Source organism: Pseudomonas sp. SST3 (assembly GCF_003325755.1).
The window spans coordinates 12,848-38,247 of the sequence record NZ_QORI02000017.1; the positions used below are offsets into that span (position 1 = coordinate 12,848).

The 25,400-nt window shown below is 58.7% G+C and carries 27 protein-coding genes, 1 other RNA gene and 1 pseudogene; 20 read left to right on the forward strand and 9 right to left on the reverse strand.

The features are described from left to right. Positions 1-79: 79 nt before the first annotated feature. From DQ405_RS16830 to cysN, 3 genes are all read left to right on the forward strand, one after another. Positions 80-838, forward strand: a complete 759-nt coding sequence (locus DQ405_RS16830) for a Nif3-like dinuclear metal center hexameric protein (RefSeq protein ID WP_168425207.1) — start codon at positions 80-82, stop codon at positions 836-838. A 176-nt stretch (positions 839-1,014) separates the two neighbouring features. After that, positions 1,015-1,932, forward strand: a complete 918-nt coding sequence (cysD, locus tag DQ405_RS16835; protein WP_168425208.1) for a sulfate adenylyltransferase subunit CysD — start codon at positions 1,015-1,017, stop codon at positions 1,930-1,932. Between the two features lie 12 nt (positions 1,933-1,944). After that, a complete protein-coding gene (cysN, locus tag DQ405_RS16840; protein WP_168425209.1) occupies positions 1,945-3,843 on the forward strand; it encodes a sulfate adenylyltransferase subunit CysN in 1,899 nt (632 codons plus the stop codon). Positions 3,844-3,967: 124 nt separating this feature from the next. Here cysN and DQ405_RS16845 read toward each other — a convergent pair whose 3' ends face one another. Beyond that, positions 3,968-4,408, reverse strand: coding sequence for a YtoQ family protein (locus DQ405_RS16845; protein WP_168425210.1), 441 nt, complete (start codon positions 4,406-4,408; stop codon positions 3,968-3,970). 72 nt (positions 4,409-4,480) lie between these two features. Further along, positions 4,481-4,948 carry a TrmH family RNA methyltransferase gene (locus DQ405_RS16850; protein ID WP_168425211.1) on the reverse strand — a complete coding sequence of 156 codons (468 nt, stop codon included), beginning with the start codon at positions 4,946-4,948 and terminating at the stop codon, positions 4,481-4,483. A gap of 243 nt (positions 4,949-5,191) precedes the next feature. Here DQ405_RS16850 and DQ405_RS28620 point away from each other — a divergent pair. Continuing rightward, positions 5,192-5,559 (forward strand): annotated as a pseudogene (locus DQ405_RS28620) (REP-associated tyrosine transposase); the annotation flags it as partial. Between the two features lie 405 nt (positions 5,560-5,964). Here DQ405_RS28620 and DQ405_RS16855 read toward each other — a convergent pair. After that, a complete protein-coding gene (locus tag DQ405_RS16855; protein WP_168425212.1) occupies positions 5,965-6,438 on the reverse strand; it encodes a pilin in 474 nt (157 codons plus the stop codon). A 311-nt stretch (positions 6,439-6,749) separates the two neighbouring features. On the opposite strand from DQ405_RS16855, the gene pilB reads away from it, so the two are divergent. From pilB to yacG, 5 genes are all read left to right on the forward strand, one after another. After that, positions 6,750-8,453: a type IV-A pilus assembly ATPase PilB gene (gene pilB / locus DQ405_RS16860; RefSeq protein WP_168425213.1), complete on the forward strand. Its 1,704-nt coding sequence runs from the start codon at positions 6,750-6,752 to the stop codon at positions 8,451-8,453. Between the two features lies 1 nt (position 8,454). After that, a complete protein-coding gene (locus DQ405_RS16865) occupies positions 8,455-9,672 on the forward strand; it encodes a type II secretion system F family protein (protein ID WP_168425214.1) in 1,218 nt (405 codons plus the stop codon). Between the two features lie 2 nt (positions 9,673-9,674). Next, positions 9,675-10,541, forward strand: coding sequence for a prepilin peptidase (locus DQ405_RS16870; RefSeq protein WP_168425215.1), 867 nt, complete (start codon positions 9,675-9,677; stop codon positions 10,539-10,541). Between the two features lie 285 nt (positions 10,542-10,826). Further along, complete coding sequence (gene coaE, locus DQ405_RS16875) at positions 10,827-11,435, forward strand: dephospho-CoA kinase (protein WP_168425292.1); 609 nt, start codon at positions 10,827-10,829, stop codon at positions 11,433-11,435. Beyond that, complete coding sequence (gene yacG, locus DQ405_RS16880) at positions 11,432-11,629, forward strand: DNA gyrase inhibitor YacG (RefSeq protein ID WP_168425216.1); 198 nt, start codon at positions 11,432-11,434, stop codon at positions 11,627-11,629. The genes coaE and yacG overlap by 4 nt, the downstream gene beginning before the upstream one ends. A gap of 64 nt (positions 11,630-11,693) precedes the next feature. Here the strand turns inward: yacG and DQ405_RS16885 are convergent, their stop codons facing one another. Both DQ405_RS16885 and DQ405_RS16890 read right to left on the reverse strand, forming a co-directional pair. Further along, on the reverse strand, positions 11,694-12,386 hold the full coding sequence (locus DQ405_RS16885) for an energy-coupling factor ABC transporter permease (RefSeq protein WP_168425217.1): 693 nt from the start codon (positions 12,384-12,386) through the stop codon (positions 11,694-11,696). Positions 12,387-12,486: 100 nt separating this feature from the next. Next, positions 12,487-13,524, reverse strand: a complete 1,038-nt coding sequence (locus DQ405_RS16890) for an NADP(H)-dependent aldo-keto reductase (protein ID WP_168425218.1) — start codon at positions 13,522-13,524, stop codon at positions 12,487-12,489. A 392-nt stretch (positions 13,525-13,916) separates the two neighbouring features. On the opposite strand from DQ405_RS16890, the gene rplM reads away from it, so the two are divergent. The 7 genes from rplM (at position 13,917) to DQ405_RS16925 (ending at position 18,749) form a co-directional block, all read left to right on the forward strand. Further along, positions 13,917-14,345 carry a 50S ribosomal protein L13 gene (gene rplM, locus DQ405_RS16895; protein WP_168425219.1) on the forward strand — a complete coding sequence of 143 codons (429 nt, stop codon included), beginning with the start codon at positions 13,917-13,919 and terminating at the stop codon, positions 14,343-14,345. 14 nt (positions 14,346-14,359) lie between these two features. Continuing rightward, positions 14,360-14,752, forward strand: coding sequence for a 30S ribosomal protein S9 (gene rpsI / locus DQ405_RS16900; RefSeq protein ID WP_158187526.1), 393 nt, complete (start codon positions 14,360-14,362; stop codon positions 14,750-14,752). 253 nt (positions 14,753-15,005) lie between these two features. Continuing rightward, the gene (gene petA / locus DQ405_RS16905) at positions 15,006-15,599 is read left to right on the forward strand and encodes a ubiquinol-cytochrome c reductase iron-sulfur subunit (RefSeq protein WP_168425220.1); all 594 of its coding nucleotides are present in this window, start codon (positions 15,006-15,008) and stop codon (positions 15,597-15,599) included. Continuing rightward, the gene (locus DQ405_RS16910) at positions 15,599-16,810 is read left to right on the forward strand and encodes a cytochrome b (RefSeq protein ID WP_168425294.1); all 1,212 of its coding nucleotides are present in this window, start codon (positions 15,599-15,601) and stop codon (positions 16,808-16,810) included. The genes petA and DQ405_RS16910 overlap by 1 nt, the downstream gene beginning before the upstream one ends. Continuing rightward, positions 16,810-17,619, forward strand: coding sequence for a cytochrome c1 (locus DQ405_RS16915; protein ID WP_168425221.1), 810 nt, complete (start codon positions 16,810-16,812; stop codon positions 17,617-17,619). The genes DQ405_RS16910 and DQ405_RS16915 overlap by 1 nt, the downstream gene beginning before the upstream one ends. An 89-nt stretch (positions 17,620-17,708) precedes the next feature. Continuing rightward, a complete protein-coding gene (locus DQ405_RS16920; protein ID WP_168425222.1) occupies positions 17,709-18,326 on the forward strand; it encodes a glutathione S-transferase N-terminal domain-containing protein in 618 nt (205 codons plus the stop codon). 12 nt (positions 18,327-18,338) lie between these two features. Next, entirely contained in the window at positions 18,339-18,749 is a 411-nt protein-coding gene (locus tag DQ405_RS16925) for a ClpXP protease specificity-enhancing factor (RefSeq protein WP_168425223.1), read from the forward strand. Positions 18,750-18,812: 63 nt separating this feature from the next. On the opposite strand, the gene DQ405_RS16930 is transcribed toward DQ405_RS16925, so the two are convergent. From DQ405_RS16930 to DQ405_RS16945, 4 genes are all read right to left on the reverse strand, one after another. Next, on the reverse strand, positions 18,813-19,391 hold the full coding sequence (locus tag DQ405_RS16930; RefSeq protein WP_168425224.1) for a BON domain-containing protein: 579 nt from the start codon (positions 19,389-19,391) through the stop codon (positions 18,813-18,815). Next, the gene (locus DQ405_RS16935) at positions 19,388-19,981 is read right to left on the reverse strand and encodes a phosphoheptose isomerase (protein ID WP_168425225.1); all 594 of its coding nucleotides are present in this window, start codon (positions 19,979-19,981) and stop codon (positions 19,388-19,390) included. Before DQ405_RS16935 ends, DQ405_RS16930 begins: the two co-directional genes overlap by 4 nt. A gap of 108 nt (positions 19,982-20,089) precedes the next feature. Next, positions 20,090-20,461 (reverse strand): YraN family protein, encoded by a 372-nt coding sequence (locus DQ405_RS16940; RefSeq protein ID WP_168425226.1) that lies wholly within the window; start codon positions 20,459-20,461, stop codon positions 20,090-20,092. Further along, positions 20,458-22,254 (reverse strand): penicillin-binding protein activator, encoded by a 1,797-nt coding sequence (locus DQ405_RS16945; protein WP_168425227.1) that lies wholly within the window; start codon positions 22,252-22,254, stop codon positions 20,458-20,460. The genes DQ405_RS16940 and DQ405_RS16945 overlap by 4 nt, the downstream gene beginning before the upstream one ends. 121 nt (positions 22,255-22,375) lie before the next feature. Here DQ405_RS16945 and rsmI point away from each other — a divergent pair, with 121 nt between their 5' ends. The 4 genes from rsmI to rsmH all read left to right on the forward strand — a co-directional run bounded on the left by rsmI (position 22,376) and on the right by rsmH (position 25,386). Then, a complete protein-coding gene (gene rsmI, locus DQ405_RS16950) occupies positions 22,376-23,251 on the forward strand; it encodes a 16S rRNA (cytidine(1402)-2'-O)-methyltransferase (RefSeq protein ID WP_446730889.1) in 876 nt (291 codons plus the stop codon). A gap of 88 nt (positions 23,252-23,339) precedes the next feature. Then, an RNA gene (rnpB, locus tag DQ405_RS16955) (RNase P RNA component class A) lies at positions 23,340-23,697 on the forward strand. 289 nt (positions 23,698-23,986) lie between these two features. Further along, positions 23,987-24,442 (forward strand): division/cell wall cluster transcriptional repressor MraZ, encoded by a 456-nt coding sequence (gene mraZ / locus DQ405_RS16960; protein ID WP_168425229.1) that lies wholly within the window; start codon positions 23,987-23,989, stop codon positions 24,440-24,442. Then, positions 24,439-25,386: a 16S rRNA (cytosine(1402)-N(4))-methyltransferase RsmH gene (gene rsmH / locus DQ405_RS16965; RefSeq protein ID WP_168425230.1), complete on the forward strand. Its 948-nt coding sequence runs from the start codon at positions 24,439-24,441 to the stop codon at positions 25,384-25,386. The genes mraZ and rsmH overlap by 4 nt, the downstream gene beginning before the upstream one ends. The last annotated feature ends 14 nt before the right edge of the window (positions 25,387-25,400 follow it).

A 25,400-nucleotide genomic window follows, 5' to 3' on the forward strand; every position in this document is an offset into this window, starting at 1 on the left:
TGGTTCATTTTCGTTCCAGACCGGGCAGTGGCTGTTATCAGTGCAGCCAGCGTCGGCATATTGATGAGAGGAAACTTGCATGGCCATTGCGCTGACGACACTGGTAGAGGAAGCGGATCGCTACCTGAACACCGCCAAAATCTCCGACTATTGTCCGAACGGCCTGCAGGTAGAAGGACGGCCGCAGGTTCGCCGCATTATCAGCGGGGTTACGGCCAGCCAGGCGCTGCTCGATGCGGCGGTCGAGGCGCAGGCCGACGTGGTGCTGGTGCATCACGGCTATTTCTGGAAAAACGAAGATCCGCGCATCGTTGGCATCAAGCAGCGCCGATTGAAGACGCTGCTCAACAACGACATCAGTCTGCTCGCCTATCACCTGCCGCTCGACGTGCACCCGGAAGTGGGCAACAACGTCCAGTTGGCGCGGTTGCTCGGGCTAGTCGTGGAAGGCTCGCTGGAGCCCGACAACCCACGCTCGGTCGGTCTCGTTGGCTCGCTCGAAACACCGCTTGCGCCCGCTGATTTCATGCGTCGGATACAGACCGTACTCGGACGCGAGCCGCTGATGATCGAAGGAGCCGGGCTTATCAGGCGGATCGGCTGGTGCACGGGCGGCGCTCAGGGTTATATCGATCAAGCTGTGGCGGCCGGCGTCGATGCCTACCTGACCGGAGAAGTCTCGGAGCCCACCGTGCATATCGCACGTGAAAACGGGTTGAGTTTCTTTGCAGCCGGGCACCACGCCACCGAGCGTTACGGTGTCCAGGCGCTCGGTGATTATCTGGCGAAGCGGTTTGCCGTCGAGCACCTGTTTATCGACTGCCCCAATCCGGCCTGATGCGCCGCCCCTGCTGGTCGTAACCCTACTCAGCGCGGAAGATGAAGCGCGGTTTCGCCGGTATAAACCTAGAGCATTTCGATCTAAGAAGCGGCCTGATTAGAATTTTGTGCCGTGCTAAAGTTGCGCCTCGTTCCGGCCATGCCGGCCGTCCACCTGCCAATTCGTGAGTAGCCATGGTCGACAAACTGACGCATCTGAAACAGCTGGAGGCGGAAAGCATCCACATCATCCGTGAGGTGGCCGCCGAGTTCGATAATCCGGTGATGCTTTATTCCATCGGCAAGGATTCGGCCGTGATGCTGCATCTGGCGCGCAAGGCATTTTTTCCTGGCCGTCTGCCGTTCCCGGTGATGCACGTCGACACTCGCTGGAAATTTCAAGAAATGTATCGTTTCCGCGAGAAGATGGTCACCGAGATGGACCTGGACCTGATTACCCATGTCAACCCGGATGGTGTTGCGCAGGGCATCAATCCCTTTACTCACGGTAGCGCCAAGCACACCGACATCATGAAGACCGAGGGTCTCAAGCAGGCGCTCGACAAGCACGGCTTCGATGCGGCGTTCGGTGGCGCACGGCGTGATGAAGAGAAATCTCGGGCGAAAGAGCGCGTGTATTCCTTCCGCGACAGCAAGCATCGCTGGGACCCGAAGAACCAGCGCCCTGAACTGTGGAATGTCTACAACGGCAACGTGAAGAAGGGCGAGTCGATCCGCGTCTTTCCGCTGTCGAACTGGACCGAGCTGGACATCTGGCAGTACATCTACCTGGAGCAGATCCCGATCGTGCCGCTGTACTTCGCCGCGGAGCGCGAAGTCATCGAGAAGAACGGCACCCTGATCATGATCGATGACGAGCGCATCCTCGAACACCTCACCAACGAGGAAAAGGCGCGCGTCGAGAAGCGCATGGTCCGCTTCCGCACCCTCGGCTGCTACCCGTTGACCGGTGCAGTGGAATCCACTGCCTCGACTCTCCCGGAGATCATCCAGGAAATGCTTCTGACGCGTACCTCCGAACGTCAGGGCCGCGTCATCGATCACGATGGCGCCGGTTCGATGGAAGAAAAGAAACGTCAGGGCTACTTCTAAGGATTCCGCACCATGTCTCATCAGTCTGATTTGATCAGCGAGGACATCCTCGCCTACCTGGCGCAGCACGAGCGCAAAGAGCTGTTGCGCTTTCTGACCTGCGGTAATGTCGATGACGGCAAAAGCACCCTGATCGGGCGCCTGCTGCACGACTCGAAGATGATCTATGAAGATCACCTCGAAGCCATCACCCGCGACTCGAAGAAATCCGGTACCACAGGCGACGACGTCGATCTGGCGTTGCTCGTCGACGGTCTTCAGGCCGAGCGCGAGCAGGGCATCACCATCGATGTCGCCTACCGTTATTTCTCCACCGCCAAGCGCAAGTTCATCATTGCCGACACCCCCGGCCATGAGCAGTACACGCGCAACATGGCAACCGGTGCCTCGACCTGTGACCTGGCGATCATCCTCGTCGATGCGCGCTACGGCGTGCAGACGCAGACCAAGCGCCACAGCTTCATAACCTCCTTGCTCGGCATCAAGCACATCGTGGTGGCCATCAATAAGATGGATCTGATGGACTTCGACGAGCAGGTGTTCGAGCGTATCAAGGCCGATTACCTGGCCTTCGCCGAGCGTATCGAGCTGCAGCCAAATTCGTTGCATTTCGTGCCGATGTCCGCGCTCAAGGGCGACAACGTGGTCAATCGCTCTGAGCGCGCGTCTTGGTATGAAGGCCAGTCGCTGATGGAGATTCTCGAGAGCGTCGAGATTGCCGGCGACCGCAACTTCGACGACCTGCGCTTCCCGGTGCAGTACGTCAACCGTCCCAACCTTAATTTCCGGGGCTTCGCTGGGACGCTGGCCAGCGGCATCGTGCGCAAGGGCGACGAGGTGGTGGTATTGCCGTCCGGCAAGCGCAGCACCGTCAAATCCATTGTCACTTTTGACGGCGAGCTGGAGCAGGCAACCCCGGGCGAAGCCATCACGCTGACGCTTGAAGACGAGATCGACGTGTCTCGTGGCGACATGCTGGTCCATGCTGACAACCAGCCACGCATCACGGACAGCTTTGACGCCATGCTGGTGTGGATGGCCGAAGAGCCGATGCTGCCGGGCAAGAAATACGACATCAAGCGTGCCACCAGCTACGTGCCAGGTTCGATTGCCAGCATCACCCATCGTGTGGACGTGAATACGTTGGAACATGGCCCGGCCAGTAGCCTGCAGCTGAACGAGATCGGGCGGGTCAAGGTCAGCCTGGACGCTGCGATTGCGCTGGATGGCTATGCGAGGAACCCGGCTACCGGCTCGTTTATCATCATCGACCGCCTCACCAACGGTACCGTCGGTGCGGGCATGATCATCGCCGATCCGGTTGCTCATGGTTCGTCCGGGCATCATGGCGCGCTGGCTCATGTCTCTACCGAAGAGCGCGCAGCGCGCTTTGGTCAGCAACCCGCGACCGTGCTGTTCACCGGTCTTTCCGGCGCCGGCAAGAGCACGTTGGCCTACGCGGTCGAACGCAAACTGTTCGACATGGGGCGCGCTGTCTACGTACTGGATGGCCAGAATCTACGTCATGACCTGAACAAGGGCCTTCCGCAGGACCGTGCCGGTCGTACCGAGAACTGGCGCCGCGCCGCACAGGTGGCGCGCCAGTTCAACGAGGCTGGGCTGTTGACGTTGGCGGCATTCGTCGCACCGGACGCAGAAGGCCGCGAGCAAGCCAAGGCGTTGATCGGCAGTGACCGAGTCGTCACCGTCTACGTGCAGGCATCACCGCAGGCTTGTCAGCAGCGCGATCCGCAGGGTCTGTATGCGGCGGCTGGCGATAACATTCCTGGCGAGTCCTTCCCCTATGACGTGCCGGGCAATGCTGATCTCATCGTCGATACCGAGTCGCTGACGGTGGAAGAGGGCGCCAAGCAGGTCATTGATCTGCTGCGTAAGCGTGGCGCGATCTAAGAGGTCGCGGTAAAAAAACGCCTTGCAGATGCAGGGCGTTTTGTTTATGGCGGTTGCTTTGCTTGTGTAGGAGGCGCGCCCTCGCGGCAAATGCAGGCTATCGGCCTGCCGATATCGCTAGCTATCAGTCGCGAACCACGTACTTAATAATCTCCACAACCTGCTCGGTGCTAGTCGCCCAGGCCATGGCGGCCGCATCGACCTCTTTCAGTGGATGCACGATGTCGTCGCCATGCAGCGTCACATATGGCTTGCCCAGGGCCGCGCAGTAACCGGCATCGAAGGCGGCGTTCCACTGCTTGTACTTGTCGCCGAAACGCACCACCACCAGGTCGGCTTGTTGAATCAGCGTCTTGGTGCGAATCGCATTGACCTTGGAGGATTTGTGATCGCGCCAGAAGGCGCTGGATTCGGCACCAAGGCAATCACCGGCAGCATCGCTGGCCTCATGATCGGTTACGGCGGAAGTGAAAACCACGTCCAGCTCGGCGGCGGCCGCGCCGCGCTTGATTTCGTCACGCCAGTCGGTATGGATTTCACCAGACAGGTAAACGGTAAAGCTCATGATTCCTCCTGAGGACAGTTTTTGTAGGTAAGTCGAGCGGGATGAAGCGCTGAACGTTGGCCGGGCACGTTTCTAGAACTGCGGCCCGGAGCGGGTGTTGTTGCCCTTCGCCAACCGATCGTACAGCACTACATTGACCGTAGCGGCCAGGTTCATGCAGCCGGTGGTAGGGATGTAGATCACGTCTTCACACCAGTCTCGGATTTCCTTGTTCAACGAGCCATCCTCCGGCCCGAAGATATACAGGGCGCGATCCGGATGCGTGTATTCGGGAAGAGCCCGAGCACCTTCGACCAGTTCCACCGCCACCGGCACGCAGCCGAGCGGCAAGATCTTACGCAGATCGTCGATATTGATCAGCGGAATGTCCTGATGGACCTTCTTGGTGTCGGTATTGAAGTCGCGGGCGCGATCGTAGCGCGTGCCGGTATAAAAGACCGAACTGACGCCATAGCAGCCAGCGGCCCGCATGATCGATCCGACGTTGGAGGGCGACTTGGGGTTGAGCAAGCCGACGCAGCTGTATCGTTTATTGGCCACAGGGCTGGCTCGCAAAAGGGTGGAGTATAGCGGGGTGGTGGGACTAGGGAGGAGCGGAAGACAACCGTAAGGCGGGTGAAACCCGCGAGGCACGGCTATTGAATGGCTCCACAGTGGCGGGTTTCACCGGCCTACGCCCCATATTGCAGCCTGGCGCTGAACCGTTCACGATCAATGTTCGGTCAAACAAGGATGTTGTATGTCTCGTTTTCGTCGGGCAAGGGTGCCCGGAGGGTGTTACTTCATCTCCATACGATCTGGACGTTGCCTGAGGGGGATGCCGATTTCTCCAACCGGTGGCGCTTGATCAAGCGCCACGTGACTCGCAGGTGCGGGCCGGCATATCTCCGACCTGGCTTTCTCACACCGCGACGCTCGGCCAAGCAATGCGGAACCTTATGGCAGCACCGGTTCTGGGAGCATCTCATTCGAGACGAACGAGACTTCCGCCAGCATATGGATTATCTGCATGCCAATCCGCTGAAGCACGGGTATGTGGCACGCGCGGCGGTTGGGCATGGTCGTCCTTCCATCGTTGCGTCAGGCAAGGGATATATCCCGCCGATTGGGCTGGTGGTGCAACGAAAGCTGCCATCCACGATGCGGAGTAGACGTAGGGCGGATGAAACCCGCCGATAACGGGTCGGCGCGGCGCGGAACCGTCGCCGAACGGCCCGAAGGCGAGTTTGCCATGGTTGGATGACCAGCGCCGTCGCCGGATGCCATAAAACACAAAACCTTACCGGTGAGGGCAGGGTTTTGTTTGTGTCAGATGGTGCGTAACCACGCGGGTACACGGTGCCGAATAAACCGTAGGGCGGGTGAAAACCCGCCGATAACGGGTCGGCGCGATGCGGAACCGTCGCCGATTGGCCCGAAATGATCCGCCGTGGTCGGATGACCATTGCCGTGGCCGGATGCCATAAACACAAAACCCCGCCGGTGAAGGCAGGGTTTCGTTTGTGTCAGACGGTATGTAACCGCGCGGGTTTCACCCGCCCTACAGGGCTACAGGATTAGCAACCGTTAGGAATCAGGTTGGCAGGAACGGCGGTAGTCGAGCAGGCCCAGCTACCATCTGCGGAACGGGTCCAAGTTAGGGAGGCACCGGCATCTGTCAATACTGCAGCAGCGTTACCGCCAAAAGTAGCCACGATGGTTGATGTGGCAGTAAGAGGGTCTGTAACTTGCGGAACGCCAGTGCCTGCGGGAAGAATAATGCTTGTCTGAGCGGGGCCAGTAACCAGGTTGGAGCCCGTAGCGCCTGGGTCACATTCGCCTGCTGCGTCGCCAACGGCCGTGCGTCCATCAAGTATGCAGGCCTCTACTGCAGTACGAACCTGGCCAGATTCCGACATTACCCGGCTAACTTGAGACTTGGATACATAGTTCTGATATTGCGGAATCGCAACCGCAGCCAAAATACCAATGATCGCAACTACGATCATCAATTCAATAAGAGTAAAACCCTTCTGCATCTGAGCTTTCATTTGTATCTCCTTAGAGTGTTAAGGCCTATGAGCCTGCCAAAGCTAAAGCAGTTGGCGTGCCAGATATCGTTCGGCTCGGGTGCGACGGCTGACACTGTGATGTACCTCAACCTCTTTTCGTGGCCGAGAGGTCTTCCCTGGGCGCTGCCCATCCCTGGGCTTCAAGCGCGCCTACACAAAGTGGCTGCGTTGCACCTCTCGACCGACTCTTTGCGGGCGATATGTGACCAATAACGTCACCTGCCGCTGACCTTGTTTGCAGGGCCCGGCATCTGCGCTATAAGGCGGGCACAGATTCGAGCGAGGCCGTCATGAGCGAAAACATTTCTCTATCCGGATTGGCACGGCAGATGGTCGTGGCCGGCGTGTTGGACGAAAAAACAGCCCAACAGGCGCAGGCCCAGACTGTTCGCAGCAAAACTCCTTTCGTCACCTATGTGGTTCAAAACAAGTTGGCCAAAGGCCGTGCCATAGCGGAGCTCGCCTCCGAGCAATTTGGTGTCGCATTGCTCGACCTCTCCGCGATGGACAAGGAATCGCTACCCAAGGACCTGATCAGCGAGAAGTTGGCACGTCAGCACCGCGTACTCCCGCTCTCCAAACGCGGCACCAAGCTGTATGTGGCCATTTCGGACCCCGCCAATCATCAGTCAATTGCCGATATCCAGTTCAGCACCGGGTTGACCATCGAGTCGATCCTGGTAGAGGACGACCTGTTAGGCGCTGCGATCGATAAGCTGTACGAAAGCGGCACCACCGGGCTGGAAGATCTGGGCGAGGTCGATCTGGATGGCGTCGATGTCGAGACGGTCAGCGAAGATGGCAAAGTCGAGGATGGAAGTGAGGCCGCCGATGACGCGCCGGTCGTTCGCTTCGTTAACAAGATGCTGCTCGACGCTATTCGCGGCGGCTCATCCGACCTGCATTTCGAGCCCTATGAAAAAGCATTTCGCGTACGACTCCGTACGGATGGCATCCTTCACGAAGTGGCCCGCCCGCCGATTCAGTTGGCCCCGCGCATTTCCGCGCGCTTGAAGGTCATGGCCGGACTGGATATCTCGGAGCGCCGCAAACCGCAGGACGGCCGGATCAAGATGAAGCTTTCAAAGACGAAAGCCATCGACTTCCGCGTGAACACCCTACCGACCTTGTGGGGCGAGAAGATTGTGATGCGGATTCTCGACCCTTCAAGTGCCCAGATGGGTATCGATGCGTTGGGCTACGAAGAGGACCAGAAAGAGCTGTATATGAATGCCCTCAAGCAACCGCAGGGCATGATCTTGGTAACCGGGCCGACCGGATCGGGAAAGACCGTTTCGCTTTATACGGGCCTGAATATCCTCAATACGGTCGACGTGAATATATCCACCGCCGAAGACCCGGTAGAGATCAACCTGGAGGGTATCAACCAGGTCAACGTCAATCCCCGTCAGGGCATGGATTTCTCGCAGGCGCTGCGTGCTTTTCTGCGCCAGGACCCGGATATCATCATGGTGGGGGAAATCCGGGACCTGGAAACCGCCGAAATTGCCATCAAGGCCGCGCAGACCGGCCACATGGTGATGTCGACGCTGCACACCAACAGCGCCGCGGAGACCCTGACCCGTCTGCGCAATATGGGCGTTGCGGCTTTCAACATCGCTACTTCGGTAAACCTGATTATCGCCCAGCGCCTTGCGCGCAAGCTCTGTAACAGCTGCAAGAAAGAAGTCGAGTTGCCGCGCGAGGCATTAATTGAGGAGGGCTTTCCTGCCGATAAGATCGGCACCTTCAAAGTTTACGGCCCGGTTGGCTGCGAAAACTGCAAGGGGGGATACAAAGGCCGTGTCGGTATTTATGAAGTGGTTAAAAACACGCCGGCCCTGGCCAGGATTATCATGGAAGACGGCAACTCCATCGACATTTCCACCCAGATGCGCAAAGACGGCTTCAATGACCTGCGAACCTCGGCCTTGGTCAAGGCCATGCAGGGCGTGACCAGCCTGGAAGAAGTCAACCGGGTGACCAAGGATTAACATGGCGCAGAAAGCGATAAAAACCAGTGTCTTTACCTGGGAAGGTACCAACAGGCAGGGCGCTAAGATCAAGGGTGAGCTAAGTGGCGTCAGTCCTGCGCTAGTCAAGGCGCAGCTGCGCAAGCAGGGTGTCAATCCGCAGAAGGTGCGTAAGAAATCGGTATCGCTGTTCAGCGCCGGTAAGAAAATCAAGCCGATGGACATCGCCTTGTTCACCCGGCAAATGGCGACCATGATGAAGGCCGGCGTTCCGCTGCTGCAATCCTTCGACATCATTGGTGAGGGCTTCGATAATCCGAACATGCGCAAGCTGGTCGACGATCTCAAGCAGGAGGTCGCTGCGGGTAACAGCTTCGCCACCGCGCTGCGCAAGAAGCCCCAGTACTTCGACGATCTGTATTGCAACCTGGTCGACTCGGGTGAGCAGTCCGGTTCGTTGGAAACGCTGCTGGATCGCGTGGCGACCTATAAGGAAAAGACCGAGGCGCTGAAGGCCAAGATAAAGAAGGCGATGAACTATCCCATCGCCGTTGTGTTAGTTGCGGTCATCGTATCCTCGATTCTTTTGATCAAAGTCGTGCCTCAGTTCCAGGATGTTTTTGCTAACTTCGGGGCAGAGCTACCGGCATTCACGCTGATGGTCATCGGTCTGTCGGAGGCGTTGCAGGCATGGTGGCACGTAGTGCTGCTCGGCTTGTTTGGCGCTGCCTATGCATTTAAGACTGCTCACGGTAAATCGGAGGGCTTTCGAAACTGGTTTGACCGGTTTTTGCTCAAGGTTCCGGTTGTCGGCGACATTCTCTACAAGTCCGCAGTGGCTCGGTTTGCCCGGACGTTGGCGACCACTTTTGCCGCCGGCGTCCCCTTGGTGGATGCTTTGGACTCGGTCGCGGGCGCTACAGGCAACGTCGTGTTCCGTAACGCTACGATGAAGGTCAAGAGCGACGTGTCCAGCGGTATGCAGCTCAACTTTTCCATGCGCACAACCGGAACGTTTCCAAGCATGGCAGTACAGATGACGGCGATCGGCGAGGAGTCCGGCTCGCTAGATGAAATGCTGGCCAAGGTGGCAACCTTCTACGAAGATGAAGTGGACAACATGGTTGATGGGCTTACTGCCCTGATGGAGCCCATGATCATGGCGGTTCTTGGCGTGCTGGTTGGTGGCCTGATCATTGCGATGTACCTGCCGATCTTCCAGCTAGGGGCTGTGGTTTAAGCATGGATGTTGTGACTTTTCTGGCCAGCAACACGCTGGCCTTTGTTTTATGCGTTCTTGTGTTGGGACTGCTGATCGGCAGCTTTCTCAATGTCGTGATCCATCGCTTACCGATAATGATGCAGCGGGACTGGCGCGCCCAGGCGCGAGAATTCCTCGAGTTGCCGGCCGAGTCTGCTTCGACCTTCAATCTGGTTCTTCCCCATTCCCATTGCCCGCATTGCGATCATGAGATTCGTTCGTGGGAGAACATTCCGTTGGTGAGCTGGCTGGCATTGCGTGGCAAGTGTTCGTCTTGCCGCGCACCGATCAGCAGTCGATATCCCTTGGTCGAGCTGCTGTGCGGGGTGTTGTCCGCCTATGTTGCCTGGCACTTCGGTTTTTCCTGGCAGGCCGGTGCGATGCTGTTGCTGACTTGGGGCTTGCTGGCGATGAGTATGATCGACATCGATCATCAGCTGTTGCCCGACTCCATCGTGCTGCCGTTGCTTTGGCTGGGGTTGATCGTTAATTCCTTCGGGCTGTTCGCGACACTGCCTGAGGCGGTATGGGGTGCGATTGCTGGCTATTTAAGTCTGTGGTCGGTGTACTGGTTGTTCAAGCTCGTGACCGGCAAGGAGGGCATGGGCTATGGCGACTTCAAGCTGCTGGCGATGCTCGGAGCCTGGGGTGGCTGGCAGGTTCTGCCGCTGACCATTCTGCTGTCGTCCGTAGTGGGCGCGGTGCTGGGTACTGTCATGCTGCGCATGCAAAAAGCAGATAGCGGTACGGCTATCCCCTTTGGCCCCTACTTGGCGATTGCCGGCTGGATCACGCTGCTCTGGGGTGATCAAATCACCTCGGGTTATCTGCAATTCGCCGGGTTCTAGAGCATCGCGAGCGTCCCGCTTTTAGATGGCGGGTACGAAGCTTCAACAGCCAAGTTCCACCTCAGAGCGTGGACGCAATCGAATCTGAAGCGTCCGCCTCGCGAGCCTTCGGTAAGGAGGTGCGCCTTGCAGCGAAGGCGGAGCTATTGCCGGCCTACACTGGCCATTTGAACGGTTTAAGTGGCGCCCCGTCGCTCGCTGATCGCCTACGCATGGCCTGGCCCCTTGCATCCTCGCTTTTCAGGCGTTACTACTGCGCGTCGTTTTCTTGCGGGACGGTTCGTGATGAAGCCCTGGGTGCTTGGTTTGACTGGCGGTATCGGCAGCGGCAAGAGTGCTGTGGCGGAGGAGTTTGGATGTCTCGGCGTGCATTGGGTCGACGCCGATCATGCTGCGCGCTGGGTCGTTGAGCCGGGCAAGCCAGCGCTTGGATTAATCGCTGAGCGTTTTGGGGAGACCGTTCTCGCCGCTGATGGCAGTCTGGACCGCGCGGTGCTGCGTGATCTGGTTTTCCGTGATCCGGAACAACGCAAATGGCTCGAGCAGCTATTGCACCCGCTGATTCGTCAGGAGGTTGCCGAACATCTCGCTCGGGCAACTTCTCCCTACGCCATCATGGTCTCCCCGCTGTTGGTGGAGTCCGGCCAGTATCGGCAGGTTGATCGCGTGTTGGTAGTCGATGTGCCTGAGGCCCTGCAGCTGGAGCGTGTGGTCCGGCGTGATCAGTCAAGCGAAAAGCAGATTCGGGCCATACTCAAGGCGCAGGCCAGTCGTGAAGAACGCTTGCGTCATGCCGACGACGTGCTGGTCAATGATCTTGATATGGCATGGTTAAAGTCTGAGGTGGAACGTCTGCATAATTTTTATCTGACGCTACGAGGAGGTCAGGAATGAGCACTACGATTGTTGAATGCCCTACCTGTGGCGCTCCCGTCGAGTGGAGCGTGAAGAGCCCTAGCCGGCCTTTCTGTTCCGAGCGGTGCAAGTTGATCGATCTCGGCGCCTGGGCCTCGGAAGAGCATGCGATCCCAGGCAATGAGCTCGAAGATGATCTGTTTTCCGATGACATGCCGCCCCGCCAGCACTGAGCCTGGTTCGGGTTCGGGTTCGGGTTCGGGTGTGTTGCTCTAATTGGGTCGCGTTGTTGTGCGCTCAAGCCCGCTTGTTGCCGTCGTCTTTCCAGGGCGCTTGGAGATAACGGCTGCGGTTGAAGGTTTCCATCCAATCTGGATAGAACACCACCAGCGCGCTCACGATGGTGCCGTTGATGAACGCCTCGGGAAACATCAGTAGCCAGATGTAGCCGGCGAAGTCTTCCAGCCAGGGTGGCATCGGATAGCGGCCATCGATCAGCAGAATCCCGAGCCCCGCCAGAATGCAGAACAACGCGGCGAGGCCGGCAGCAAAGAAGCCGGAAAAGAATATATAGACAAAGAGATTGCGGGGCTGGGTGCGCTCGACCGCAATCGCGCAAAGCTCCGTCACCGTAACGGGTATCAGCACCAGCAGCACGCCGTTCAGGCCGAGGGCAGCCAGCTGTTGATGGCCCGTAATGGCGAGGCCCAGCTGAGCGGCAAAGGCTGCCAGTATCGCCAGTGGCCAATCCAGCAGTAGGGTCACAGCCGTCAGGCCAATGAAATGGACGGACAGCCCCGAATCGAAATCTCGGCGGACCAGCCATAGCAAAAAAATCGCCAATACCGCGCCAAGCAGCAAATGTTGGCGGCGGGTGTCGCTGAACAGCTCCACCCAGGGTGTTCGCGCGCAGGCCCATATCAGGCCCGCAGCGTAAAGCAACCAGCCCAGGACGAGGCTGGTTGGTGCGAGCAGTTCGGTGGCAATCATCTTCAGGGCTCCTTGCGCCAGCGCTGGCTTTGCGGTCGCGGCTTCATCACTGCGGAGCCGATGGTCGACCCGCTCTCAGTCGCGCGAGCGGGGCGGGGTCTCAAGGGGCGGGGTTGGGCTGTTCGGTGTGAATCGACTCGATGGCTTCGAGTACCTCGGTAGACAGTTGCAGCTCGGTGCTGGCGATGTTGCGGTCCAGTTGTTCGAGGGAAGTGGCGCCGATGATATTGCTGGTGACGAACGGTTGCCGAGTTACATAAGCCAGCGCCATCTGGGCCGGATCCAAACCATGCTCCTGGGCCAATGCGACATACCGGGAGCAGGCTGCTTGCGACTGGGGGTTGGTATAGCGGGCAAAGCGGCTGAAAAGCGTGATCCGCGCTCCGGCCGGGCGCGCGCCTTGCTCGTATTTGCCGCTGAGCATGCCGAAGGCCAGTGGCGAGTAGGCGAGCAGGCCGCATTGTTCGCGAATCGAGATTTCGGCCAGGCCGACTTCGAAGGAGCGGTTGAGAAGGTTATACGGATTTTGGATCGAAACAGCACGGGGCCAGCCTCTGGATTCGGCCAGCTGCAGAAACTTCATGGCGCCCCAGGGCGTTTCGTTCGATAGCCCGATATGGCGGATCTTTCCGGCCTTCACCTGCTCGTCGAGGACCTCAAGCGTTTCCTCGATCGGCGTAAAATCCTGATCCTGGTGGCGATAGCCAAGCTGGCCGAAGAAGTTGGTGCTGCGTTCCGGCCAGTGCAATTGGTACAAATCGATCCAGTCCGTTCGCAGTCGCTGCAGACTTGCATCCAGTGCGGCAACGATATGCTGGCGATTCATCTTCAGCTGGCCGTCACGAATGTGGCTGATGCCGTTGCCAGGCCCGGCAATTTTGCTCGCAAGAATCCAGTCGGCCCGGTTTCCGCGGGCTTTGAAATAATTACCTATGTAGCGCTCGGTGGTTGAGTAGGTTTCCGCGCGCGGCGGCACGGGATACATTTCGGCGGTATCGAGGAAGTTGATACCTGCGGCCTTGGCGCGGTCCAGCTGGGCGAACGCTTGGTCCTGGTCGTTCTGCTCGCCCCAGGTCATGCTGCCCAGGCATAGCGAGCTGACTTTCAATTCGGTGCGGCCGAGTTGACGCAATTCCATGCGGGATCCTTCTGTCTAATGAGGTTTGGTGGATCGGATTGCGGAGGCGGGCAATAAGTTTCGCTTCGTTCAGCGCCTCCGGGAAGTTCGAGCGCGCGCTCGATTATGCCCCTGGCAACTGTGGTGACGTAACCCTTGGCAATACGGCAGCCGAACGTGCTTGCTATTTTGCTGGTAATCCGGATAATTCCGCAGCCTGTCGCCGGGGATGCCTAGCCCGCTGACGCAAAACCAAGGTAGGGGATGCCTAGCCTACCGAACACTGCCGTAGCGGACGCGCTGACCCGAGCCCCCGATAGCGTCTGTTTCCGGCTGTCCTGGCTTGCCAGGGCGAGCACCATTCAGTAAGATTCGCCGTCTTATTTTCAGGGCGGCCCCTGAGGCTATAACGAATGAAGACTTTTACTGCTAAACCGGAAACCGTCAAGCGCGACTGGTTCGTCGTCGACGCTGCAGGCCAGACCCTGGGTCGTCTGGCAACCGAAATCGCTAGCCGCCTGCGTGGCAAGCACAAGGCGGAATACACCCCTCACGTCGATACCGGTGATTACATCGTCGTTATCAATGCCGAGCAAGTGCGTGTTACTGGTGCGAAGACCACCGACAAGATGTACTACTCTCACTCCGGTTTCCCGGGTGGCATCAAGTCGATCAACTTCGAGAAGCTGATCGCCAAGGCGCCAGAGCGTGTGATCGAGACCGCGGTCAAGGGTATGCTGCCTAAGAACCCGCTGGGTCGCGACATGTATCGTAAGCTGAAGGTGTACAAGGGTGCCAGCCATCCACACACCGCTCAGCAGCCCCAAGAACTGAAGATTTAACGGAATAGTTCATTATGTCGGCGACTCAAAATTACGGCACTGGCCGTCGCAAGACTGCAACCGCGCGCGTATTCCTGCGCCCTGGTACTGGCAAGATTTCCATCAACAATCGTGAGCTGGATAACTTCTTCGGGCGCGAAACCGCTCGTATGGTGGTTCGTCAGCCGCTGGAATTGACCGAGACTGTCGAAAAATTCGACATCTACGTTACAGTTCTGGGTGGTGGTGTAAGTGGTCAGGCCGGTGCGATCCGTCACGGTATCACTCGCGCACTGATGGAGTATGACGAGTCGCTTCGCCCTGCTCTGCGCAAGGCTGGCTTCGTTACTCGTGATGCTCGCGAGGTTGAACGTAAGAAAGTCGGTCTGCGTAAAGCGCGTAAGCGTCCGCAGTACTCGAAGCGTTAATTCGCTTCCGCTTCACAGAAACGCCCAGCTTTATTCGAAGCTGGGCGTTTTTTTTGGCCTGTTTTTGCCCTGTGCGACAGCATGTCGCGTTAGGAGAGCCCCGGTTTTAGGGGCTTCGCGACAGGTTGTGTCCGGTTATTACCTTGTCATCCGAGGGGCTTTTCTTTACCATTTGGCGAATTTTCCGCGGCTGATTTTACGTAGTAGACGCCTGCCTTCGGTAGGCCATAAGAAACTGATGGGAGACGACTGAATGAGCAATGACGGCGTGAATGCTGGCCGGCGTCGCTTCCTCGTAGCCGCTACTTCGGTAGTAGGTGCTGCAGGAGCGGTGGGTGCCGCGGTCCCGTTTGTGGGATCGTGGTTCCCGAGTGCCAAGGCCAAGGCAGCCGGTGCACCGGTTAAGGTAAATATCAGCAAGATCGAGCCAGGCCAGCAGATGGTCGCCGAATGGCGCGGTCAGCCGGTGTTCATCGTGCGTCGTACCGAGGAGGCGCTGGCTAATCTGGCTAAGTTGACCGATACGGTCGCCGACCCGAAATCCGAAGCGTCTGAACAGCCGGCCTATGTCGATCCGACGGTTCGCTCGATCAAGCCGGAACTGTTGATCGTCGTTGGGCTCTGCACGCATCTTGGTTGTGCTCCCTCCTTCCGTCCTGAAGTTGCCGCCCCTGATCTGGGCGCCGATTGGCTCGGTGGTTATTTCTGCCCATGCCATGGTTCGAAATATGACATGGCTGGCCGCGTCTACAAGGGGCAGCCTGCTCCCTTGAACCTGCCGGTTCCCCCTCACACCTACGAGACGGACTCTTTGGTCGTCATCGGCGTGGACCAGGAGAGCGCATGATGAGCAAGTTCATGGAATGGGTGGATGCGCGTTTCCCTGCGACCAAGATGTGGGAAGACCATCTAAGCAAGTACTACGCACCGAAGAACTTCAACGTCTTGTATTTCTTTGGATCCCTGGCGCTGCTGGTGCTGGTCAACCAGATCATTACCGGTATCTGGCTGACCATGAGCTTCGAGCCGTCCGCCGAGGGTGCCTTCGCGTCTGTCGAATACATCATGCGTGACGTGGAGTTCGGCTGGATCATTCGTTACCTGCACTCCACAGGAGCATCGGCATTCTTTGTCGTGGTCTATCTGCATATGTTCCGTGGCATTCTCTACGGTTCCTACCAGAAACCGCGCGAGCTGGTGTGGATCTTCGGCATGATGATCTACCTCGCTCTAATGGCCGAAGCGTTCATGGGTTATCTGCTGCCTTGGGGTCAGATGTCCTACTGGGGCGCCCAGGTGATCATCTCGTTGTTCGGTGCCATCCCGGTGATCGGCGCGGATCTGACCCAGTGGATTCGTGGTGATTACCTGATTTCCGGTATCACGCTGAACCGTTTCTTTGCGCTACACGTCATCGCGCTGCCGATCGTGATTCTTGGCCTGGTCGTGCTGCACATCCTGGCGCTTCACGAAGTCGGCTCGAATAACCCGATGGGTGTGGACATCAAGAAAACCAAGGACGAAGCAGGTATGCCGCTGGATGGCATTCCGTTCCATCCTTACTACACGGTCAAGGACATCGTCGGTGTAGTGGTATTCCTGTTCGTGTTCTGCGCCATCGTGTTCTTCTTCCCTGAGATGGGTGGCTACTTCCTGGAGAAGCCGAACTTCGAAGCTGCGAACGCTTTCAAGACGCCTGAGCACATCGCGCCGGTATGGTATTTCACGCCTTACTACGCGATTCTGCGCGCCGTTCCGGACAAGCTTCTGGGCGTTATCGCCATGGGTGCTGCCATCGCCGTGCTGTTCGTGCTGCCATGGCTGGATCGTAGTCCAGTCAAGTCCATGCGTTACAAGGGCTGGATGAGCAAGATCGCACTTGTGCTGTTCTGCATCTCCTTCGTCATCCTCGGCGTGCTTGGCGTGCTGTCTCCGACGCCTGAGCGTACGTTGGTATCTCGGATCTGTACTGCTATCTACTTCGGTTACTTCATCCTGATGCCGTTCTACACCAAGCTCGAGAAGACCAAAGTAGTTCCGCAAAGGGTGGCTGGCTGATGAAAAAGCAATTCGCTGCATTGATTCTTGCATTGGTGCCGGCATTCGGTTTCGCCGCTGGCGGTGGCGCTCACCTTGATGAGGTCGACATCGACCTGACCGACAAGGTGGCGCTGCAGGATGGTCTGAAGACTTTCGCCAACTACTGCATGGGCTGTCACAGTGCGCAATACCAGCGCTACGAGCGTGTCGCGACCGATCTGGGGATTCCAGCGGATGTGATGCTCGACAGTGTGGTTTTCAGTGGTGCCAAGATTGGCGATCACATGAAGATTGGGATGAAGCCGGACGACGCCAAGGCCTGGTTCGGCGCGGCTCCGCCGGATCTGACGCTGGTAGCGCGAGTGCGTGGCAACGACTGGCTGTACTCGTACATGCGCAGCTTCTATGAAGACCCGGCGCGCCCTTACGGCGTCAATAACACGGTCTTCCCCAACGTCGGTATGCCGCATGTTCTCGCGCCGCTGCAAGGCCGCCAGGTTCTGCCGGGCAAGCTGCCTGAGGGCGAATCCGTAGCCTGCAAACAGGTTCAGGTCGTTGAAGATGGCCGCAAGCAGTTCGATCCGTTGACCGGTACCCCGATCACGCACGAAGACTGCAATGCCATGACAGTTGTGCCGGGCACCGGTGAGCTGACCGAGGCGGAGTATGACGAGAAGATCAAGAACCTGGTGACCTTCCTGGCTTACTCGGCGAACCCAGTCAAGCTGGAAAGTCAGCGCATCGGTACCTACGTACTGCTGTTCCTGGCGTTCTTCTTCGTCTTTGCCTATCTGCTCAAGCGGGAATATTGGAAAGACGTCCACTGATCCTTCGCTGTTTTGCGGTACTCTGCGCGCGCCCTTTTGGGCGCGTGCTTTTTTATGCCATCCCACAATTCCAATGAAGGAGGGACCCTATGGCCGCTACCAATCGGTTGGCCTGCTATTCCGATCCCGCCGACCATTATTCGCATCGGGTACGCTATGTACTCGCTGAAAAAGGCGTCAGCGTAGAGATAATAGACGTTGACCCGGCGCACTGTCCGGTCAGACTGACTGAGGTAAATCCATACGCCAGCGTGCCTACGCTGGTGGATCGTGATCTGGCGCTGTACGAGCCGAATGTGATCACTGAATACCTGGAAGAGCGTTATCCGCACCCGCCATTGCTTCCGGTGTATCCCGTGGCCAGAGCCAATACCCGACTGCTGGTGCATAGGGTTCAGCGGGATTGGTGTGCTCTGGTAGATCGAATCGCCGATCGCCGTACTGCCGATGCGCCACGAGCGCAGGCGCGCAAGGAGCTGCGAGAAAGCCTGACAGGTGTATCGCCTGTGTTCGCTGAGAAGCCATTCTTCATGAGCGATGAGATCAGCCTGGTGGATTGCTGTCTGTTGCCGATCTTGTGGCGTTTGCCCAAACTCGGCATAGAGCTGCCGCGGGCCGCGAAACCGCTACTTGATTACATGGAAGTCAACTTTGCTCGAGAGGCCTTCCAGGTCAGTCTATCCGCCGTTGAGCGCGGCATGCGCTAAGAGGGGCTGTATATGACTTCAAGTCGTCCTTATCTGGTTCGGGCACTGTATGAGTGGATCGTCGATAACGACTGTACCCCGCATTTGCTAGTTGATACTGATCACCCAGGTGTTCAGGTGCCCGATGGCTTTGCCAGTGATGGTCAGATCGTATTGAACGTGGCGCCAAGCGCGGTTCGCCATCTGCAGATGGACAACCAGGCGATCAGTTTCGAGGGTCGCTTCGGGGGCGTCCCCCATAGCTTGCATGTTCCATCCGCCGCGATCATGGCGATCTACGCGCGGGAGAACGGGCAGGGGATGGTGTTCGAAATCGAGCCTACCCCGCCCGACGACACTACGCCGGCTGATGATTCGTCCGGTGCGGGTGTGTCGCCGCGTCCGGCTTCGGGCGGGCGTCCTAGTTTGAAGGTCGTCAAGTAGGCCTAGAAAAAGCGTGGCAGCCGCGTCAGCTTGGCTGCCACGTGAGGTCAGCTTGTAAGTGGCTCAGTCAATGTATTCGAACAGCTTGACGATGCGCTGTACGCCGGACACGCCTTGCACCACGCTTGTTGCGCGATTGCCTTCCTGGCGAGTGACGAGGCCAAGCAGATAGACGATGCCGTTCTCGGTGATGACTTTTATGCGTGACCCGGGAACGCTCGCGTCTGCAAGCATCTGGGCTTTGATCTTGGTCGTCAGCCAGGAATCATTGCTGCGAGCTAATGCGGAGGAGGGCTTCAGTACCTGGAGCTCATTGTGCACACGCTTGACACGCTGGACGGAGCTAGCGGCCTGCTCGGCCATCTGCTTCAGCTCCGTGCGCGGTGTCTGGCCGGCAAGCAACACCACACCGTTGTAGCTCGCGACGACAATATGTGAGCCTTGGTCGAGATCCGGATGGGCCTTGGCAATATTCACGGCCGCCTTCGTTTCGATGAGCGAATCGTCGATGGTGCTACCGATCGTGCGCGTCCCTCGGTTGTCATTGATGGGGTCGTCGCGCGTGGCGTTGAGTACCGAGCTGCAGCCGGTAACGGCTAGGCACAGTGCAAGCGTAACTGCGTGCAGTCGAACCGAATTCATTCTTCGCTCCCGAACAGTTGGTTGTCGATCAGATCGCACAGGCAGTGGATGGTCAGTAGATGGACTTCCTGGATGCGCGCGGTCACTTTCGCCGGCACGCGAATCTCCACGTCCTCCGGTAGCAGCAGTGAGGCCATTCCACCACCGTCGCGGCCTGTAAGCGCGACCACTACCATCTCCCGGTCGTGTGCCGCCTGTATTGCCTGTATGACGTTGGCCGAGTTGCCGCTGGTGGATATCGCCAGCAGCACATCGCCCGGCTGGCCTAGCGCGCGGATCTGTTTGGAAAAGACCTCGTTATAGCTGTAGTCATTGGCGATGGACGTCAGTGTCGAGCTATCCGTGGTCAATGCGATCGCTGGAAGGCTGGGGCGCTCACGTTCGAAGCGGTTGAGCAGCTCCGATGAAAAATGCTGAGCATCGCCAGCCGATCCTCCATTTCCGCAGGTCAGGATCTTGCCCTCGCTGAGCAGCGTATTGACCATGACTTGGCCGGCCTGCTCGATGCTGGGGGCGAGCTCGTCCATGGCGTTCTGCTTGGTTTCGATGCTGGCCTGGAAAAGCTGACGTATACGGGATTGCATATCCATCGGAGTTAAACCTTCAGGTGACGGGCTGGCTGCATGAGCCGTGCCGTAGGGGGATCTTGGCGATGTGATCGTCGCGATACGCTGTAGAGCGACCTGGCGTGCAGTCTGTCAGCTTTCGAACGCATTTCGAATCCAGCTGGGCTTCTCTGCGTTGCCGGCTGCCGCGCCTATGGCCACCACGTCGAAGCGGCAAGGATGCCTTGCCCAGCGACTCTCCTTCTGCAGGAAAAGCTGGGCAGCCTTGATCAGCTTCTGTTGCTTGCGCAGGTCGACGCTTTCGAGCGCGCCGCCCCATGCCGCGTGGCGTCTGTAGCGAACCTCGACGAATACTACTGTATCGCCATCGAGCATGACCAGATCAAGCTCGCCACTGCGGCATGTCCAGTTCCGGCATAACAAGGCCAGTCCATGCTGTTGCAGGTAGCGCTGTGCAAAATCTTCAGCGGCCCGTCCGCTGATCTGCTTGCTGGTCGCGGTCAATAGGGCGTATCCATTAGCGGCTGAACTTCACCGTCACGGAATTCGGCCCACGGCAGGCTTCGCTCGATCCGCTGCTCCGGCGTGATGCTCAGTGTGCCGGATAGGCCGTCGAGTCGTGTTTCCGGTAGCGCCAGCAGCTGGTTCAGGCGCGGTGCCAGCAGATAGGCGTCGGCGCCCATGGCGTACAGCCTGCCGAGGCTGCCGCGGGCTTGCGGCCACTTGCGTTCGATTTCCTGACGAAGTGGTAAATGAGCATCGAGCAGCCAGGGCGTTTCGGTGAAGCGAATGCCTTCGAGATCAAGGTACTGCGTGCGATTGTCGGTAGCGGCGTGCAAGTGAGAGGTGGCATACACAGGCAGGTCGCCGGCGTACTGGAATATCAGCGTGGGTTTGACCTGCTGCGCCTGCTGAGGCGTTGCTGCCAGGAACAGGAAATCCACGTCCTGGCGGCGTGATGGCTGGGACTCGGCGCTATTGCTGGTGGTGCTGTCGCGCTGCGCTTGGCTTCCGCTGCTGCCTACCTGCAGCAGCCTGGCGATTTGATTGGCCAGCTCGATCGGTTCGGCCAGGGGCTCGGCGGCTATGACTGTTCCGCCTTGGGCCTGCCACTCCTGGCGGAAGGCTTCGAACACGCGGTTGCCCCAGTCTCCACGAGGCGTCAGCGCTATCGCACGGCGATGCCCGTCGGCCCAGGCGCGACGTGCCACTTCGCGTGCTTCGTCTTCTGCGGCCAGACCGAACTGGAACAGCTGCGCTGGTGCCTTCTGATTTGCATCGCTGTAGTTCAAGGCGAGGGTAGCGATTGGAAGCTGCTCGCGGGCAGCCAGCTGGCGGACCATGTCCTTTTCCAGCGGGCCGATTACCAGTTCGACGCCGGAGGCGGTTGCTTGTTGGTAGAAATCGTCCAGCGAGGCCAGGCGGGTACTGTCGAATAGCTCGATCTTCAAGTCTTGCCGAGCTTCCAAATGAGCAGCGAGAAAGCCGTCACGCAGCGCGCGCGCTACGCTGGCCAGTGGGCCGTTCATTGGCAGCAGCAAGGCCACATGTGACAAGGGCTTGTCCGCCAGCTCGCGAAGCTGGATCAGCGGCTCCGGCAGGCGCCGCGCGGCAGGGTGATTGGGGTTCTGCTGTATCCAGGCGTCTATTGCCCGCTGTTGCTGGCCGATGGTGCCTGCTTGCTTGACGGTGGCTGCAAGTGATAGCCAGCCGGCCAGATCCGCATCGGGAGGGGGCTGCAGCTGATCGGAAGGAAGCGCCGAAACCAGCGACCAGATTGTTTCGTGGTTTTGCTCGGCCGCGTCACCGCTCAACAAGGGGGCGATGAACGTGCGTTCGCGTGCCGCGTCGAGCGGCTGCTTGTTTGCTTCGAGCGCTTGTGCGCGTGTCAGCTGAGCGCGCAATTGCTGCTCTACGGGCAATTCCGCGAGGCGTTCGAAAGCTGGGTGCTGCAGGGCTTGAAGGGCGCGTTGCGGTTCGCCTTCGGCCAAAGCCAGTTCCGCTTCGAGGGTTTTCGCAAACATCTGTTGCGCCGGCATCAGCTGCTCAATAGCCACCTGTTCAAGTATCTGCCGAGCCTGCGCCTGGTCGCCCTGTCGCATGCTCTGGCCGGCCGCTGACAATCGCAGCAGGGCGGCCTTTCCGGGTTCGCTGGCGTCGGCCTCCTTCAGCAGCTGTTGCGTTGACGCCTGCGGGGTGCGTGGCAGCTCGCCCAATGTCGAGGAGGGCGAGCTGGCGCAGGCCGAAAGTACGGCAGCAATGCATAAGAAAAGAAGCGGGCGAAAGCGAGCCATCATGTGATCATTCCTGGAGGCGCTGGCGGGTGTCGGAGGATTGTACCCAAGCGCTGGCGGGGCTGCGATGTTGCGGCCTCTAAACGGGCTACAATGCGCGTTTTCCGTGATTGAGGTATGCCCTGTGACTGCGCCAGACGATGTGAATTCCGCGGCAGGCACGCTCTACGTCGTCGCTACGCCCATTGGCAATCTGGAGGACATCAGTGCGCGGGCGTTGCGTGTATTGGCAGAGGTAGCTCTGATTGCCGCGGAGGATACCCGTCACTCGGCTCGGTTGATGCAGCACTTCGGTATCAGCACGCCTCTGGTTGCGTGCCACGAGCACAATGAGCGAGACGAGGGCGGGCGTTTTATCAAGCGGCTTCTGGCCGGCGACAGTGTGGCGCTGATATCCGATGCCGGCACGCCATTGATATCTGACCCTGGATACCATCTGGTCAGGCAGGCGCGCGCGGCAGGCATACGGGTGGTGCCGCTTCCGGGAGCCTGCGCGCTGATTGCCGCGCTTTCTGCCGCGGGCTTGCCATCCGATCGCTTCATCTTCGAGGGTTTTCTGCCTGCCAAGCAGGTCGCGCGCCGTTCCCGTCTGGAGCAGTTGCGAGAAGAACCACGTACGTTGATCTTCTATGAGGCGCCGCATCGTATCCTCGACTCGCTGATCGATCTGGAGCAGGTGTTTGGTCCGGATCGGCCGGCTGTGCTGGGGCGCGAGCTGACCAAGACGTTCGAAACATTGAAGGGGGCGCCACTTGCCGAACTGCGCGCCTGGGTGGAATCGGACAGCAATCAACAGCGCGGGGAATGCGTGTTGGTGATTGGAGGCTGGCAGGCGCCGCAGGGCGATGACGCGGTCGATGCGAATACGCTTCGTGTGCTGCAGCTGTTATTGGCGGAGCTGCCGGTGAAACGGGCAGCGGCTGTGGCGTCCGAAATAACCGGTGTTAAGAAGAACCTGCTTTACCAGCTTGCCTTACAGCACAAGCAGTCGGACGAGTAGTCTCGTCTTATTCATCGGTACTGCTGGCTGCGTCACGGAAGGCTGTCAGCTTGCAGGCCGGGGGCGGGCAAAGTACCCTAGCGGCCGGAGAGTCGATCGGACAGTCGCTGTCCTTTCCTGTTTACAGGATAGGAGGGAGGAAAGTCCGGGCTCCATAGGGCGAAGTGCCAGGTAACGCCTGGGAGGCGTGAGCCTACGGAAAGTGCCACAGAAAATAACCGCCTAAGCGCTTCGGCGCCGGTAAGGGTGAAAAGGTGCGGTAAGAGCGCACCGCACGGCTGGCAACAGTCCGTGGCTAGGTAAACCCCACTTGGAGCAAGACCAAATAGGGATCCATTGGCGTGGCCCGCGCTGGATCCGGGTAGGTTGCTAGAGGCGGTCAGTGATGGCCGTCGTAGAGGAATGACTGTCCTCGACAGAACCCGGCTTACAGATCGACTCTCCGACCCTTCCGTTACGTCCTGCTTTTAAGTCCAAAATATTATTGCTCTTAACAAAGCACTTTAACTTTGAAGTGCAGGTTTTTGGCTTGCCTGAATATATCTACCCAATCTCTGCGCTGCTTTACCGTCTGTCCCCTCTCTGCTCGCTAAATTCCCGTCCCATAAGGGTTTTTCCCCTCAGGCTCACCTTGACGGTGGGGCTGCTGCATTTCTATAGTGCGCACAAGTGGTAGAAAGTGGAACAAAGTGGGTTTTTATGGACACAAATAGCTAACTCAGAGGGAACGCAGCCGTGTTTCGCGGAGCAAACGCCATCAGTCTCGATGCCAAAGGGCGGCTAGCTATGCCCAGCCGGTATCGTGACGAGCTTGTTTCGCGCTGCGAGGGCCAACTGATCATCACCATCGACGCGGTTGATCGCTGTCTCGGTATATATCCACTGCCCGAGTGGGAGCAGATCGAAGCCAAGCTCCGTGAACTGCCATCGCTGCGTGAGGAGAGCCGCCGACTGCAGCGTTTGCTGATCGGTAATGCCGTGGATCTGGAGATGGACGGCAGTGGTCGCGTGCTGGTACCGCCACGTTTGCGTGAGTACGCCGGCTTGGATAAGCGGGCCATGCTGGTGGGTCAGCTGAACAAGTTCAGCCTGTGGAACGAGGACGACTGGAACGCGCAAGCAGATGCGGACCTGGCGGCCATTAAACAACCCGGCGCGTTGCCGGAAGAATTACGTGATCTAATCCTGTGAGCCAGACCAGCAGCTACAACCATGTGACCGTGTTGCTCGACGAGGCCGTTGCGGCGCTCGCTGTGCGGCCGGATGGCCGCTATCTGGATGGGACCTTCGGGCGCGGCGGGCATAGCCGCCTGCTGCTGCGGCAGCTCGGGCCTGATGGCTGTTTGCTAGGATTCGATAAAGACCCGCTAGCAATTGCTACGGGGCAAGCACTGGCGGCCGAGGATGGCCGCTTTGTCGTTGTGCAAAGAAGTTTTGCCGAGCTCGGCGCTGAAGTGGCGCAACGCGGCTGGAACGGTACTTTGAGCGGTGTCTTGTTGGATCTCGGCGTGTCCTCGCCGCAGCTGGACGATCCTGAGCGCGGCTTCAGTTTTCTCAATGATGGTCCCCTGGATATGCGCATGGATCCCAGCCGCGGGATCAGTGTCGCGGAATGGATCGCCACGGCCAGCGAGGATGACATCGCTCGGGTACTCAAAGAGTACGGCGAGGAGCGCTTCGCCAAGCGCATGGCGCGCGCCGTGGTTCAGCGTCGGAGCGAGCGGCCTTTTGAGCGCACCGCCGATCTCGCCCAGGTGCTGACGGTTGCCAATCCTGCCTGGGAGAAAGGCAAGAACCCGGCGACTCGCGCTTTTCAGGGGCTGCGCATCTTCATCAATAATGAACTCGGCGATCTGGAAACCGGACTCGAGGCTGCCCTGGAGGCGCTGGAGGTCGGCGGTCGGCTGGTCGTGATCAGCTTTCATTCGCTCGAAGATCGCATAGTCAAACAATTCATGCGTCGCCATGCCAAGGGCGAAGCTGACACGCTGCCCCGTGACCTGCCGATCATTCCGGAGAAGTTCGTTCCGCGCATGAAGTTGCTCGGTAAGCCACAATACGCCTCCCCGGATGAGGTCAAGGCCAACCCCCGCTCACGTAGTGCCGTGATGCGCGTTGCGGAGAAGCTGCGGTGAGCCAGCTCCGTCGC

Bases quoted from the DNA above. Each gene is read 5' to 3' on its own strand.
- DQ405_RS16830 (WP_168425207.1), top strand. From the start codon at position 80: ATGGCCATTGCGCTGACGACACTGGTAGAGGAAGCGGATCGCTACCTG.
- cysD (WP_168425208.1), top strand. From the start codon at position 1,015: ATGGTCGACAAACTGACGCATCTGAAACAGCTGGAGGCGGAAAGCATC.
- cysN (WP_168425209.1), top strand. From the start codon at position 1,945: ATGTCTCATCAGTCTGATTTGATCAGCGAGGACATCCTCGCCTACCTG.
- DQ405_RS16845 (WP_168425210.1), bottom strand. From the start codon at position 4,408: ATGAGCTTTACCGTTTACCTGTCTGGTGAAATCCATACCGACTGGCGT.
- DQ405_RS16855 (WP_168425212.1), bottom strand. From the start codon at position 6,438: ATGAAAGCTCAGATGCAGAAGGGTTTTACTCTTATTGAATTGATGATC.
- pilB (WP_168425213.1), top strand. From the start codon at position 6,750: ATGAGCGAAAACATTTCTCTATCCGGATTGGCACGGCAGATGGTCGTG.
- DQ405_RS16865 (WP_168425214.1), top strand. From the start codon at position 8,455: ATGGCGCAGAAAGCGATAAAAACCAGTGTCTTTACCTGGGAAGGTACC.
- DQ405_RS16870 (WP_168425215.1), top strand. From the start codon at position 9,675: ATGGATGTTGTGACTTTTCTGGCCAGCAACACGCTGGCCTTTGTTTTA.
- coaE (WP_168425292.1), top strand. From the start codon at position 10,827: ATGAAGCCCTGGGTGCTTGGTTTGACTGGCGGTATCGGCAGCGGCAAG.
- yacG (WP_168425216.1), top strand. From the start codon at position 11,432: ATGAGCACTACGATTGTTGAATGCCCTACCTGTGGCGCTCCCGTCGAG.
- DQ405_RS16885 (WP_168425217.1), bottom strand. From the start codon at position 12,386: ATGATTGCCACCGAACTGCTCGCACCAACCAGCCTCGTCCTGGGCTGG.
- DQ405_RS16890 (WP_168425218.1), bottom strand. From the start codon at position 13,524: ATGGAATTGCGTCAACTCGGCCGCACCGAATTGAAAGTCAGCTCGCTA.
- rplM (WP_168425219.1), top strand. From the start codon at position 13,917: ATGAAGACTTTTACTGCTAAACCGGAAACCGTCAAGCGCGACTGGTTC.
- rpsI (WP_158187526.1), top strand. From the start codon at position 14,360: ATGTCGGCGACTCAAAATTACGGCACTGGCCGTCGCAAGACTGCAACC.
- petA (WP_168425220.1), top strand. From the start codon at position 15,006: ATGAGCAATGACGGCGTGAATGCTGGCCGGCGTCGCTTCCTCGTAGCC.
- DQ405_RS16910 (WP_168425294.1), top strand. From the start codon at position 15,599: ATGAGCAAGTTCATGGAATGGGTGGATGCGCGTTTCCCTGCGACCAAG.
- DQ405_RS16915 (WP_168425221.1), top strand. From the start codon at position 16,810: ATGAAAAAGCAATTCGCTGCATTGATTCTTGCATTGGTGCCGGCATTC.
- DQ405_RS16920 (WP_168425222.1), top strand. From the start codon at position 17,709: ATGGCCGCTACCAATCGGTTGGCCTGCTATTCCGATCCCGCCGACCAT.
- DQ405_RS16925 (WP_168425223.1), top strand. From the start codon at position 18,339: ATGACTTCAAGTCGTCCTTATCTGGTTCGGGCACTGTATGAGTGGATC.
- DQ405_RS16930 (WP_168425224.1), bottom strand. From the start codon at position 19,391: ATGAATTCGGTTCGACTGCACGCAGTTACGCTTGCACTGTGCCTAGCC.
- DQ405_RS16935 (WP_168425225.1), bottom strand. From the start codon at position 19,981: ATGGATATGCAATCCCGTATACGTCAGCTTTTCCAGGCCAGCATCGAA.
- DQ405_RS16945 (WP_168425227.1), bottom strand. From the start codon at position 22,254: ATGATGGCTCGCTTTCGCCCGCTTCTTTTCTTATGCATTGCTGCCGTA.